Source organism: Litorerythrobacter xanthomarinus, assembly GCF_046254955.1.
In the GTDB taxonomy this organism is placed as follows: domain Bacteria; phylum Pseudomonadota; class Alphaproteobacteria; order Sphingomonadales; family Sphingomonadaceae; genus Qipengyuania_C.
The window spans coordinates 1698054-1711193 of the sequence record NZ_JBJXRG010000001.1; the positions used below are offsets into that span (position 1 = coordinate 1698054).

Here is a 13140-nt window from a genome sequence, read left to right on the forward strand (position 1 = left end):
GATGTCCCGAAATGAACGATCGAACGTTAGGAAGCGCCTGACTGCTCGTCGAGGTGGCGCCAGATTTCCGAGACCACTACCGAGCCCTCGCCGACGGCGCTGGCCACGCGTTTCACCGAGCCCGCGCGAACGTCACCGACCGCGTAGATCCCATCGGTGGAAGTGGCGAAGGGTGAATGCTGACCCGCCTCGTTGCCGGTGAGGAGAAAGCCCTTGTCGTCCGTCTGCGCCAGACCGGTCAACCACTCGGTATTGGGCGCGGCGCCGATCATGATGAAAAGTGCTCGCGTCTCCTGCTCGCGCTCGCCTTCGGGACCGCTCAAAGTAACGCTCTCGAGATGTTCGTCCCCGTGCAATCCGATAACTTTGGTGCCGTAATGCAGAGAAATGCGATCATCCGCCTCTAGGCGCTCGGATAGGTAGCTGGACATGGTGGACGACAAGCTGTCAGAACGAACCACGAGGTGGACGTGCCGGGCCATTCGGGAGAGATACATCGCCGCCTGTCCGGCAGAATTGCCGCCGCCCACGATTACCGCGTCGGTATTGCGGCAAAAACGCGATTCCATTTCCGTGGCAGCGTAGAATACACCGGCTCCCTCGAACTCTTCCAATCGATCGATCGGCAGGCGGCGATATTGCACGCCGGTCGCTACCAAGATGGCGCGGGCGCACAGTTCCTGCCCGTCCTCGAGCGTGGCGCAAAAAGTCCCGTCGTCCTTGTTCTTCAAGTTGGAGACCCTGCGAGGCATGGCGAAGCGCGCGCCAAACTTGAGAGCCTGGATCTGCCCGCGATAGACGAGGTCCGTTCCCGCAATACCGGTGGGGAAGCCCATGTAATTCTCGATGCGGCTGGAGGTACCGGCTTGCCCTCCGATCGCCGTATCCTCGACGACAAGAGCAGAGAGTCCTTCCGCGCCGCAGTAGACAGCAGCTGCGACACCGGCGGGGCCACCACCAACGATCAGCACATCAAGCTGATCGGCCTTACCAACACACAGATCGAGGTTGAGACGTTGTGCGACTTTCCTTGGCGTCGGATCTTCGAGGATTTCGTCCTTCTCGACGATCACTGAGGGCGTGTGATCAGTGAGGTTGCAGATTTCGACAGTCTCGTCGTCGCTTCCGTCAAGATCGAAGCTCTGGAAGGGAATACGGTTCCGGCTCAGAAACTGTTCAACCCGCTGCACCGCATGGTCGCGGTCAGCACCAATCAGCTTGATTGCCGAGTTCTTGAGTTCGAATTGCCTCTGCCTGCGAGCGGCGAAAACCGTGATGATGTGATCGGATAGCTCGGGAATGCGAGACATAAGCTCCAGCATCGGCTCGCGGTCAACTTCCAGAGTGCGCGTCGGCTTGGCCGCTCTCATCGGCAAGAAATGACTGGCGCGGTTCAGAAAACCGCTTTCTCCCATGAACTGGGACGGCCCTAGAGCGCTTTCCATCAGGCGCTCGCCGGAATAGGGGTCAACCACCTCAATCTCGCCGTCCAAAACGTAGATGAATGCGTCCATCGGATCGCCGACCTCGACGACCATTTCACCCGCCTCGTACTCGCGAGTGGCGGCGATTTCCCGGATGCAATCAACGTGCGCGTTGGATAACGGCACGCGTCGCATCGTCTCGAGATCGTCGCCAAACTGTTCCATGCGATTTGCCTAGCAGCCTATTTGCGCCAACACGAAGGGCTGCTGGACGAACCCCTCGTTAAATCAGTCGAGGAAGTGGTCGGGGACCTTTCCGCCGTTGTGGGCGAGGTGCTGCATTGTCACCTTGTGCAGCCAGATATTGTCTTCCGCCGTACCCGAGTAGTCAGTGCGGCCCAATTCCTGGGCCAGCGCCTTGCGGTTCTCGTAGCTGGAATCGACATTGATCAACTTCATGAGGTCGACGATCGATGTGCGCCAATTAAGGCGATCAGCGCCAGGCATCGAGTCGAGACGATTTTCCACGTCTACAACCGGGACGACCTTGGGATCGGGACGGGGATTCGCCTGGTCAAAGGGTTTTGCGGGCTCCGGCGCATCCTTGGCCTTGTCGCCGAAGATCGCGTCTTTGATCTTGCTGAAAATACCCATCTTGAGTGTCCTTTCCCTCTCGGGGGAGAGAATTCTCCCGCCTTTATGTTCTTAACGCGTGGGGAACGGTAGGGTTTCGAGAAAATTGGGCTTGCCATTGGTGCCATGGCTTGGCGAAGATGCAAGAGGAGTTGCAAGTTTCATCGAAATGCCCATGAAACAATGACTTCGGATAAAGGAATTCCATGTGAACCTAGGCCAAATGCTCAATCAGACTGGTGCAATCGAAAGCATCGCACGCGAACTCAATATTGACCCGCAGACCGCGAAGACGGGGGCGGCTGTACTGCTGCCTGCTATCGTCGCTGGAATGGGGCGTGACAGCGTGGGGGCAGCAGCTTCGCGCGCTCCGGATGCGGGACTGGGCGGATTGGGCAGCATCCTAGGGGGGCTTGCAGGAGCCAGCGGCGGCGCAGGCGGCTTGCTCGATCTTGTGCTCGGCCAGGGTGCCACGCCGGTGTCACAGGGCAATGATATTCTTGGCCAGATCTTCGGCAGCAAGGATGTGAGCCGGAGCGTCGCGACCGAAGCTGCAGGGGCAAGCGGGATGGATGCAAACCTGCTCAAGAAAATGCTGCCCCTGCTCACCATGGCAGTGGTGGGCTATCTGGCCAAGCAGGGTCAGGGCGGCGGCGCGGCACCATCGCAGCCGCAGACCCAGCCTAATCTGGGAGGCATCTTGGGTTCTCTCGTAACCGGTATGCTGCGCCGCTAGCCTGGGGAGGATTCCGGAACCGGGAAGGCTAGCGAGCAGGAACTATGGATACGATCCTCTCAATCATCATGCTGGCAGCAGTAGCGCTCGTCGCGGGCGCGATCTTTCTGTGGAGGCGCGGCGGTTCGTCGAAACAGGTGTTCCTGATGATCCTGTTGGCAGCGATCATGCTGGCGAATGTCGCGATCTGGACGGTGCCTGATGCGAGCGGCGAAGCGCCACTCGACCAGGTCACCGACTAGGATCAGTCCGGGATCACCCAGCTTACCGAACTATCGTAATGGCCGGCGACAGGCTTGTCAGAGCTATCGCGCCCCGGGTGGAATTTCGCCCTCTTGCTCACGTAGCGGCAAGTTGCCTGATCGAGCAGTGTCACGCCGCTTGAGCGCGTAACGGTGCAGCTTTCGATCGTTCCATTCGCCGAGACCGACAGACGGAACCGGGTGATACCCTCTTCACCCCGGCGCAACGGAGAGCTGGGGTAATCGCGTGTGGTCACCCAGTTGGCGGGGCTGTTACGCGGGCGAGGGGGGATGGGATCGAAACTGACTGTGGGAGTAAAATCGACCTTTGGCAGATCAATCGGAACGCGGATTACATCGTCGAAGTCGGGCAATACTGCAGGCTCGACCTCCATTGATGGTTCGCGATTGAGTTCGAACATGGGCTCGGGTGCGGTGAAACTCTGTTTAACAGCGGAGTTCTCTGGCTGCGGGGGCGGATCATCGACATCAGGTGGCGGAGCGACGGGAAACTCCACAGCGCCGAAATCCTCCTCGATCGTCGTGATGATGGCGGTGCTGAGCCCGCTCACCAGTACAAAACCCAAACCTGCGTGTATGGCGATGACCGCCGCGATCGGTCCGCTGCGGTTCCTGCTGCCGGCTGTATCTACATATGCCATGTGCGACTCCTCTCCTTTTGGGCGGGAGCCGGCCCGAAGGGTGGTTACGAACCGACTCCCCTTCGTTGTATGTTACAACATTACCTATATGAGATTATGTTACATGAGATTGCAAGAACTTTCGCGTTGCGCGATGCAACCCAAGTATTTGCCGGAACCTCAAACAGAAAGGGCGACCCGCTTGGGCCGCCCTAGATCTCTGGTCCTGTTCCACCGAACTTACTTGATCGGGCAATCCGGTGCGAGACGGAAGTCAAGGTAGTTGTTCACCGATCCCATCAGGTCACCGAGTTCGCTCTCGAAAAAATGGTTGGCGCGCGGAATTTCTTCGTGGTGGATCGTGATGTGCTTCTGAGTACGCAGCTTGTCGACCAGCTTCTGCACAGCGCTCGGCTGCACCACGGTGTCCGCCGCACCCTGGATAAATATGCCGCTAGCGGGGCAGGGGGCAAGAAACGAGAAGTCGTACATATTGGCCGGAGCGGCGATCGAGATAAAGCCGCGCACTTCCGGACGCCGCATCAGCAACTGCATGCCGATCAGAGAGCCAAAACTGACGCCGGCGACCCAGGTGGTTTGCGCTTCGGCATGGATCGACTGGACCCAATCAAGCGCCGATGCTGCATCGGAAAGCTCGCCAATACCGTTGTCGAAACTGCCCTGGCTGCGGCCAACGCCGCGGAAATTGAAGCGCAAGGTGGCAAAGCCGCGATCGACAAAGGTCTTGTAGAGCTGCTGGGTGATGCGCTCATTCATCGTACCCCCGCCTTGCGGGTGAGGGTGGAGGATCATCGCCACGGGCGCGCGCGGACGCGGGCCTGGGCTGAAGCGACCTTCAAGACGGCCTTCTGGGCCGGGAAAAATGACTGATGGCATCGGTTACCTATTAGTTCGCAAATCACTGGGCCCGGGTGGCGCACGCGAAGTCGCGGGCTATATAGGGTTCCACGCGAAAATCGCAATTGTTTCACATAAGAAGACAACGGGGCTGGCCCATTCCGGAACGTATCTACCTTGATCATGCTGCGACATCGCCGCTGCGCCCCGAAGCGCGCGCGGCAATGGATGAAGGTGTGGCGATCTGGGCCAACCCGTCGAGCCCGCATGCCGAAGGGCGCAAGGCTCGCGAGGCTTTGGAAAACGCGCGCGAGCGGATCAAGGCAGCGCTGGGGTGGGATGGCGAGCTGATTTTCACCAGCGGCGCGAGCGAAGCGGCACAGATAGCGCTGAATCAAGCGAATGCCGGAGCGAGGCTTATCAGCACGGTCGAGCACGATTGCATCCTGCAGGCAGGGCACGATGCAGAGCGCCTTCCGGTGCGCTCCGATGGATCGGTCAGCATGGACGAGTTTGCCGAGGCGGTGGAACGCGAGCGACCGCTGGTGGCGGTCCAGCATGTGAATTCCGAAACCGGCAACCGGCAAGAACTCGGCCCTATATCCCTAGCCGCGCATACCAACGATGGTCTGCTGTTCGTCGATTGCGCACAAAGCGCAGGGAAATTCGCTTTACCTGAATGCGAGATGGCGATCATTTCGGCGCACAAGTTCGGTGGTCCAATCGGGATCGGCGCGCTGCTGGTGAAAGACTATGCGATGCTGAAGCCATCGGGCGGACAGGAACGCGGCTATCGGCGCGGGACAGAGAATTTGGCTGGAGCAATGGGAATGGCGGCAGCACTGGAGGCCTGTTCTGATCCATATGTATCGCCGGATGTGATGGAACCCCTTGATGCGCTGGCCGATGAATGCCGCAAGCGTGGCGGGACATGGCTGTCGGATCGATTGTCCGATCCCACCCCCTATATTCGCGCGATCGCGATGCCGGGCATGAGCGCAACCGCGCAAGTCATGCGCTTTGACATGGCAGGAATTGCCGTTTCGCAGGGCAGCGCCTGTTCAAGCGGCACGATGAAAACGAGCCGGGTGCTCGAAGCAATGCTGGTCGAACCCGATATTGCCGAGCGCACGATACGAGTAAGCTTCGGCTGGAGTACGACGCGCGATGAGGTGGAACGCTTCTGCGAGAAGTGGATAGAGTTGGCAGGCCAATGATTTATCTTGACTACCAAGCCACCACTCCGCTCGCGCCCGAAGCGCGCGATGCCCTGCTGCGCTGGCTCGACGGGCCAGACGGGACGGGCTTCGGCAATCCGCATTCGCCGCATCGCATGGGCCGGCAGGCGGCAGCTGCAGTCGAGCTGGCCCGCGACCGCGTCGCGGCGCTGTTCCCTCCCGGCGGCAAAATCATCTTCACCAGCGGCGCGACAGAAGCGATCAATCTGGCGATGCGCGGCACGGCGGGTGTGGGCAGTATCTCGGTATCGGCGATCGAGCATGCAGCGGTGCTCGATACCGCTCGCGCGCTCGGCAAGCATCATGAACTCAATGTCGCGGCTGACGGCCAATGCAACGTCAACCAGGATGTGCCGCAAGACACGCGCCTGATTGCAGTGATGCAGGTGAATAACGAAATTGGTACGATCCAACCCACCGTAGAGTGGCATCGCAAGGCCAAGGAAAACAATGCTCTGTACCTGTGCGATGCGGTCCAGGCTTATGGCAAGATTGAAGTCACCGGCGCGGACATGATCGCCATTTCTGCGCACAAGTTTCACGGCCCCAAGGGCGTCGGCGCGCTTTGGGTACGCGAGGGGCTTGATCTCAGCGAGGTCCAGACCGGTGGCGGGCAAGAGCATGGTCTGCGATCCGGCACACTCAGTCCAGCTCTTTGTGCCGGCATGGGTGTCGCAGCGCTTGAAGCAAAGGACCGGATGGAGCGCGATGCTGAGCATATTGAAAAGCTCTGGAACAAGGCTCGCGGTATGTTCGACGGCTGGGAATTGAATGGCAGCGACACCGCGCGCTGGCACGGCAATCTCAATATCCGGAAGGAGGGCCTCGATGTCGCTCGGCTGATGTCCGATGCGCGCGATGTGATGTTCAGCGCCGGCAGCGCCTGCGCTTCGGGATCGGGCCGCACCAGCCACGTTCTTAAGGCTATAGGGCTAACACAGGAGCAGGCGAAGAGTTCGATCCGGATCGGCTTCGGTCGTTACACGACCGCAGAACAACTCGAACAAGGTTGTAGCAAGATCCTCGCCGCAGCGGCCGAGCAAGGGGTCTAACCATGGTCAAAGTGCGTTTCCTCACCACGCGCGGCGAGGTCATCGAAACGAGCGGCGAAGCCGGAGACAACCTGTTGCGAGTTGGCCAAGCTGCGGGCCTGCCGCTGGAAGGCACCTGCGAGGGGCAGATGGCCTGTTCGACCTGCCACGTGATCGTCGATCCCGAATGGTTCGACCGTCTTTCCGAAGCGAGCGAAGACGAGGAGGATATGCTCGACCTGGCGGCAGGTGTGCGGCGGACAAGCCGCCTGTCCTGCCAGATTGAGCTGACCGATGATCTCGACGGGCTTTCGGTTTCGGTCCCCGCCGAAGCGCACGATATGCGGCGGTTTTAGATTGGCACAGACGGCTCGGCCTATCTGGTGCCTACAAACGTGAGTTGTTCAAGAATGTCAGTTATCGGCGCATCTTCCGAGTTCTCAAGAATGAGATCAGGCATGAGGGGTGCGGAGGAAACATGGCCTGATTTTCTTGTGAAGATGTAGATCGGCGACTGTACGTTGAACCCGGTGTTTCTCAATCGGTGCATCTGGACCTGGCCAGTCTGATTCGCCCTGCCGCTTGTCGGAAGACCCGCAATCCGCGCGACTTTCTCGTCCTGGGACGTTGCTGCAAATGCAATGGCCTGGCTGTAAGTATCCGGCCCTACCAGGATCCAGACGTCACCTTCGAAGCGGTCTTGCAGTTCCTCTTTCGGCTTGACCGGCTGCGTAAATGGTATGCGAACAACTTCGCCAATGCTTGATCCTGAAACAAGGCGTTGGTTCTCGGCAGTTATCCGAGCGGTAACAGCAGAGAAAGCGGAGAAAGTCTTATGCGTCAGATACTCCATGAGAGAATTTGAGAGCTCCCGTGCGCCGCCTCCATTGCTCCGTAAGTCGATTACGAGTCTCTGGCTTTTTGATTCTGCAATTCTTGCAAAACCGAGTTGCAGAAAACTGGCAAATTCCTCTGCTCTGCCGATCTCGAAGGTATCGATCCGCAGAACGGCAGTATTACCAAGAATGGTTAGAGCAAATTCCTCGTCAGCGGTTTCCTCATCGTCAGGCAGACTCGGGGCCGTCAGGTTCAACTCCCTTGACACGCCTTCACTTGTCTTGAGCTTTAGGTGATATTCCTCAGCCCCACCCGCAAATGTCCAATAAGCGAGTGGGAACTTCAATGAAATGACGCGTTCCCTGATCGACGCATCCTCTCCCCGGATCCGCGTCAGTATCCAATCAAGGAATTCTGCCGGGGCCTCTTGATTGATCGCCGCAATTTCCTCACCGCTTGCCGCGAGATAGAGCATCCTATTGTGCACCGTCACATCGGCCGGGAAGGCAAAACCGCCGCTTTCGATCCAGGCGTCGAAGTGGCTTTGTGGCAAGCGTAGGCCGGTGTGGGCATCATCGAAAACGGGGTTGAGGCGGGCCATGGAAGACCATGCATCACGCAAGGTTTCGGCCTTCGCCAGCTCATCATTAACCGACTGCGCCGTTTCTTCGAGAACGGCCAGGTCTGTTGTGTAAGCCAAATCGGGGTGGGTTTGCGTGAGCCAGGTAATCCACGCCTTCAGGTCTGCTGAGGCAGCTTGGGGGGAAATCGGTTCCGACAACGCCGGATCCTGTCGTATGGAGTTCGACAAATTCGCTTTCTCCGAGCCGGTTGTACAGCCAGTCAGGCCGAGCGCAACTGCTGCCATTGTGCGCATCGTTTGATCTTGAAGGCTATTCGGAGGCGCCAATTTCCACATCAGTTTGTTTCTCGCCTTTAAAATTGCGAATGAGTGCTGTATAACTAGTTACGTAATCAGTTACAAGAGTAAGCCGTGAAATGTCGAAAATGAAAATTCCTCAACACGGCGAAAACGAGTCGCTGGTCTCGCCAGTTGAGCAATTTGCACCTGGTTTTTTCGCCTTGGTGGCCGCCAGGCTGTCTGAACGGATCGTCGAAGAAGGTGCGGAAATTGCGGCTGCTAGTGGAATCGTCACTCCCGCGCGATGCATGTCGACGATTGTCGCCCTAACAAGCGGACCAAAAGGGGTGAGCGAATTGGGTAGGATGATGGGCGTTTCGCATGTAGCAGCGATGAAGAATGTGCGATCTTTGAGTGAGTTGGGCTTCGTACAGACCGGAATCGATCCGAGCGACGCACGCAGAAAGCCAATTCATCTGTCGAATGCCGGCCGGACGGAAGCAGCGCAGGTGATTGAGTTTGTCCAAGCGCTTCAGGCTGTGTTTCGGGAGGTTGATCGGGAAATTGGCGAGAGCGCCTACGACTCCCTGCTAAGATTCGAGGAAGCCTTGGACCGCCAATCGCTGTCTAGCAGAATCTCAATTTGACTTGATTCAGAGGGTAACTTCCTGCCCACCGGGCTTTGCTGACGCAGAAGAAGAAACCGTGGGATGTGTGAAAGGCCCCGTCGCATAGGTACGACGGAGCTTTCTTTCTCGACAAGTTTGGAATGATCAGGCCGGTTCCAGTTGGACTTCCGACACGGTCACGCCTAGCCGGGCTATCAAGGCTTGCGAGAATGCGGGAATGTCATCCGGATTGCGGCTCGTGATCAGGTTTCCATCTTCGACGACTTCCTGGTCTACCACTTTTGCGCCCGCATTTTCTAGATCGGTCCGGATCGATGGCCAGCTGGTCACGGTCTTTCCGCCAATGATGTCAGCTTCTGCGAGCAACCACGGCGCATGGCAAATCGCCGCGATTGGTTTCATCTGCCGGTTGAAGTCGCGGATCAGCTCAATCACCGTGTCGTTCATGCGCAGGATATCGGGATTCATCTGACCACCTGGGAGTAACAGCGCATCGTAATCCCCTGCGGAGACTTCCTCGACCGTGATGTCGACCGGGGCGGTATCTCCCCACTCCTTCTCATTCCAGCCCTGGATATCACCATCTTCGAGGCTGGCAATGACCGTTTCCATTCCAGCTTCGCGAAGATTATCCTGCGGCTTGAACAGCTCGCTCTGCTCGAATCCATCGGTCGCAACGATAAGTACGCGTGTCATCTCTAACTCCTTGATTTCATGTTACCCCTTCAATGCGTGGGGAAGGCGCGGTGTTCCGGCTTGTCCGGCGAGCCGTGGCGGTGATAGGGCGAGACGTGGAGCGCTTGCGCGCTACTCGGAAATCACATCAAGGAGTGCCCCGATGACTATGCGCGAACGCGTGACCGGCTGGGTGGAAAATCGCCGGTTCGAGCATTTCATCACGGCCATTATCGTGCTCAACGCTATCGGCCTGGGACTGGAGACAATGCCTTCGGTGATGGCTGATTACGGCCCAACCATCATTGCGCTGGACCGGCTGGCAATTGGGATCTTCGTGGTCGAGCTGGCGCTCAAGCTGTTTGCCTATCGCGGATCATTTTTTCGCAGCGGCTGGAATGTTTTCGACCTTGTCATCGTCAGCGTCGCACTTGTTCCCGCGAGCCAGCAATTCTCAGTACTGCGCGCGCTGAGAGTATTGCGAGCGCTGCGTCTTGTTTCGGTCGTGCCGAGCATGCGCAAGGTTATTGTCGGGCTCTTCAGCGCAATTCCGAGCATCGGTACGGTAATCGTGATGCTCTTGCTATTGTTCTACATCAGCGCCGTGATGGCCACCAAGCTGTTCGGCGAAGCCTTCCCGCAATGGTTCGGCACGCTCGGGGAGTCGCTTTACTCGCTATTCCAGATCATGACGCTCGAAAGCTGGTCGATGGGCATCGTGCGCCCGGTGATGGAAGTATTCCCCTATGCGTGGGCGTTCTTCGTCCCCTTCATTCTGCTCACCAGCTTCATCGTCCTCAACCTTTTCATCGGTGTGATCGTCAACGCGATGGCTGAAGCGAATGATGAGGAAGCGCACAGTGAGCGCGAGGAAATTCTCATCGAGTTGCGTGGGCTGCGTGAAGAAGTGCGCGCATTGCGCAAGCCTGCGGATAAAGGCGGCTGAGCCGAATATCTTTATGACGGCGCCCTTCCGAATAAGGGTGCGCTGTTGCTAAGCGAGCGCCATGTCCAGTGTGACCGAAGATACCGAATCCGATCCGTTCGATGCGATCGTCGATGCCCCATTCGATTCCGCGCTGGAAGAGCGCTATCTCGTCTATGCGCTTTCGACGATCACGGCCCGCTCGCTGCCCGACCTGCGCGACGGTCTGAAGCCAGTCCATCGCCGCCTGCTGTGGACCATGCGGCAATTGAAGCTCGATCCTACCAATACCTTTAAAAAATCCGCGCGCGTGGTGGGCGAGGTGATCGGCAAGTATCACCCGCATGGCGATACGGCGGCTTACGACGCAATGGTGCGCCTCGCGCAGGATTTTTCGCTGCGTTACCCACTGGTTGAAGGCCAGGGGAACTTTGGCAATATCGATGGCGATAACGCGGCGGCCTACCGCTACACTGAAGCGCGGCTGACGCGCACCGCGATGCAGCTGATGGCTGGGCTCGATGAAGGCACTGTCGATTTCATCCCGACCTATAATGGCGAAGAACATGAACCGGACATCATGCCGGGCCTCTTTCCCAACCTTCTGGCCAACGGCGCAAGCGGGATCGCGGTGGGCATGGCGACCAGCATTCCGAGCCACAATGTCAGCGAAGTGATCGATGCCACGCTCGAGCTGATCGACAATCCGCATGTCGAGCATCCGCGCCTGATGGAGCTGTTCCAGGGTCCGGATTTCGCAACAGGCGGGCTTATCGTCGATAGCGCCGAGAGTATTACGCAGGCCTATGAAACGGGGCGCGGATCGTTCCGGGTGCGTGGCAGGTTCTTCTCTGAAGAGGCCGAAAAAAAGGAAGATCGCGAAGCCGGGATCGAGCGCCAGAAGGGCGGTGGCTACCAACTGGTGATCAGCGAAATTCCTTACCAGGTGCAGAAGGGTAAGCTGATTGAGCAAATCGCGCAGGCGATTGCCGACAAAAAGCTGCCAATCCTCGAAGATGTCCGCGACGAAAGCGATGAGCAGGTCCGCATCGTGCTGGTGCCACGCAGCCGCAATGTCGATCCTGAGCTGCTCAAGGAATCGCTCTACAAGCTGACCGATCTGGAGACGCGCTTCTCGCTCAACCTCAACGTCCTCGATGCAACCCGCACTCCGATGGTGATGGGTCTGAAGGAGCTGCTCGAGAACTGGGTGCGCAGCCAGATCGATATCCTTCAGCGGCGCACCCGGCATCGGCTTGAGCAAATCGCCAAGCGGCTGGAGCTGGTCGAAGGCTATATCATCGCTTTCCTCAACCTCGACCGGGTGATCGAGATCATCCGCACTGAGGATGAGCCCAAGCCGGTGATGATGGAGGAATTCAAGCTCACTGACCGGCAGGCCGAAGCGATCCTCAACATGCGGCTGCGCAGCTTGCGCAAGCTGGAGGAAATGCAGCTGCGCGATGAGAAGACCGCGCTGCTGGAAGAGCAGGAAGAGCTCGAGACATTGCTCGGATCGGCGGCCCGCCAACGCACGCGACTGAAGCGCGATATGAAGGCGCTGCAGAAAGAATACGGCCTCGATACCGAGCTCGGCGCGCGGCGCACAACTATCGCCGAGGCTGCTCCGGCGGTCGAGTTCAGCATGGACGCGATGATCGAGAAGGAGCCGGTCACGGTCATCCTTTCGGAAAAGGGCTGGATCCGCGCGGCCAAGGGGCACGTCGAACTGGGCGAGGATGGCTGCGGCGACTTCAAATACAAGGAAGGCGACGGGCCGGGATTTGCGCTCCATGTCCAGACCACCGACAAGCTGTTGGTGGCTGCTGATGACGGCCGTTTCTTCACCGTAGGTGCAGACAAGCTGCCCGGTGCGCGCGGCTTTGGCGAGCCCTTGCGCAATACTGTTGATATCGATGCTGCGGCGCAGATCGTAGCCATGGTGCTCCATCGTGAGAAAAGCCGCGTGCTGCTTGCCGCGAGCAATGGCAAGGGCTTTGCAACCTATACCGCCGACCTGCTCGCCGAAACACGCAAAGGGCGGCAAGTGGTCAACCTGAAAGGTGACGCCAAGCTGATTGTGGTGCGTCCGATCGATGGGGCTCATGACCACGTTGCGGTAGTAGGCGACAACCGCAAGCTGGTTGTCTTCAACCTCGAGGAAGTGCCCGAACTGGGACGGGGGCAGGGCGTCGTCTTGCAGCGCTACCGCGATGGCGGGCTATCCGATGCCAAGACCTTCAAGCTTGAGGACGGTCTCAGCTGGCCGATGGGCGGGAAGGGCGACCGCACGCGCACCGAGCAGGAAATGTGGCAGTGGAAAGTCGCGCGGGGCGGGGCAGGCCGTTTGCCGCCACAGGGCTTCCCGCGCGACAACAAGTTCGGAAATTAGGACAACATAGAAAAAGG

Annotated in this window: 14 protein-coding genes; 8 read left to right on the forward strand and 6 right to left on the reverse strand. The window is 58.5% G+C overall.

Translation table 11 applies throughout. The features are described 5' to 3' along the window. Positions 1–26: 26 nt before the first annotated feature. Positions 27–1649: an FAD-dependent oxidoreductase gene (locus ACEWMW_RS08385; protein ID WP_409413428.1), complete on the reverse strand. Its 1623-nt coding sequence runs from the start codon at positions 1647–1649 to the stop codon at positions 27–29. Between the two features lie 63 nt (positions 1650–1712). Further along, entirely contained in the window at positions 1713–2078 is a 366-nt protein-coding gene (locus ACEWMW_RS08390) for a DUF3597 domain-containing protein (RefSeq protein ID WP_409413429.1), read from the reverse strand. A 187-nt stretch (positions 2079–2265) separates the two neighbouring features. Between ACEWMW_RS08390 and ACEWMW_RS08395 the strand changes: the two genes are divergently transcribed. Continuing rightward, on the forward strand, positions 2266–2793 hold the full coding sequence (locus ACEWMW_RS08395; protein WP_409413430.1) for a DUF937 domain-containing protein: 528 nt from the start codon (positions 2266–2268) through the stop codon (positions 2791–2793). A 44-nt stretch (positions 2794–2837) separates the two neighbouring features. Next, a complete protein-coding gene (locus ACEWMW_RS08400) occupies positions 2838–3035 on the forward strand; it encodes a hypothetical protein (RefSeq protein WP_409413431.1) in 198 nt (65 codons plus the stop codon). A 2-nt stretch (positions 3036–3037) separates the two neighbouring features. On the opposite strand, the gene ACEWMW_RS08405 is transcribed toward ACEWMW_RS08400, so the two are convergent. Both ACEWMW_RS08405 and ACEWMW_RS08410 read right to left on the reverse strand, forming a co-directional pair. Further along, a complete protein-coding gene (locus tag ACEWMW_RS08405) occupies positions 3038–3697 on the reverse strand; it encodes an energy transducer TonB (protein ID WP_409413432.1) in 660 nt (219 codons plus the stop codon). Positions 3698–3916: 219 nt separating this feature from the next. Further along, the gene (locus ACEWMW_RS08410) at positions 3917–4573 is read right to left on the reverse strand and encodes an alpha/beta hydrolase (protein WP_409413433.1); all 657 of its coding nucleotides are present in this window, start codon (positions 4571–4573) and stop codon (positions 3917–3919) included. Positions 4574–4659: 86 nt separating this feature from the next. Between ACEWMW_RS08410 and ACEWMW_RS08415 the strand changes: the two genes are divergently transcribed. From ACEWMW_RS08415 to ACEWMW_RS08425, 3 genes are read left to right on the forward strand one after another with little or no spacing between them, the layout of a single operon-like run. Continuing rightward, complete coding sequence (locus tag ACEWMW_RS08415; RefSeq protein ID WP_409413434.1) at positions 4660–5751, forward strand: cysteine desulfurase family protein; 1092 nt, start codon at positions 4660–4662, stop codon at positions 5749–5751. Next, on the forward strand, positions 5748–6824 hold the full coding sequence (locus ACEWMW_RS08420) for a cysteine desulfurase family protein (protein WP_409413435.1): 1077 nt from the start codon (positions 5748–5750) through the stop codon (positions 6822–6824). Before ACEWMW_RS08415 ends, ACEWMW_RS08420 begins: the two co-directional genes overlap by 4 nt. Positions 6825–6826: 2 nt before the next feature. Beyond that, a complete protein-coding gene (locus tag ACEWMW_RS08425) occupies positions 6827–7159 on the forward strand; it encodes a 2Fe-2S iron-sulfur cluster-binding protein (protein WP_409413436.1) in 333 nt (110 codons plus the stop codon). Positions 7160–7179: 20 nt separating this feature from the next. Here the strand turns inward: ACEWMW_RS08425 and ACEWMW_RS08430 are convergent, their stop codons facing one another. Then, a complete protein-coding gene (locus tag ACEWMW_RS08430) occupies positions 7180–8508 on the reverse strand; it encodes a S41 family peptidase (protein ID WP_409413437.1) in 1329 nt (442 codons plus the stop codon). A 131-nt stretch (positions 8509–8639) separates the two neighbouring features. Here ACEWMW_RS08430 and ACEWMW_RS08435 point away from each other — a divergent pair, with 131 nt between their 5' ends. Continuing rightward, positions 8640–9149 (forward strand): MarR family winged helix-turn-helix transcriptional regulator, encoded by a 510-nt coding sequence (locus ACEWMW_RS08435; RefSeq protein WP_409413438.1) that lies wholly within the window; start codon positions 8640–8642, stop codon positions 9147–9149. A gap of 126 nt (positions 9150–9275) precedes the next feature. Here the strand turns inward: ACEWMW_RS08435 and ACEWMW_RS08440 are convergent, their stop codons facing one another. After that, positions 9276–9827, reverse strand: coding sequence for a type 1 glutamine amidotransferase domain-containing protein (locus ACEWMW_RS08440; protein ID WP_409413439.1), 552 nt, complete (start codon positions 9825–9827; stop codon positions 9276–9278). 142 nt (positions 9828–9969) lie between these two features. On the opposite strand from ACEWMW_RS08440, the gene ACEWMW_RS08445 reads away from it, so the two are divergent. Together ACEWMW_RS08445 and parC are read left to right on the forward strand one after the other, a co-directional pair. Beyond that, a complete protein-coding gene (locus tag ACEWMW_RS08445; RefSeq protein ID WP_409413440.1) occupies positions 9970–10752 on the forward strand; it encodes an ion transporter in 783 nt (260 codons plus the stop codon). 61 nt (positions 10753–10813) lie between these two features. Continuing rightward, the gene (gene parC / locus ACEWMW_RS08450) at positions 10814–13123 is read left to right on the forward strand and encodes a DNA topoisomerase IV subunit A (protein ID WP_409413441.1); all 2310 of its coding nucleotides are present in this window, start codon (positions 10814–10816) and stop codon (positions 13121–13123) included. Positions 13124–13140 lie beyond the last annotated feature (17 nt).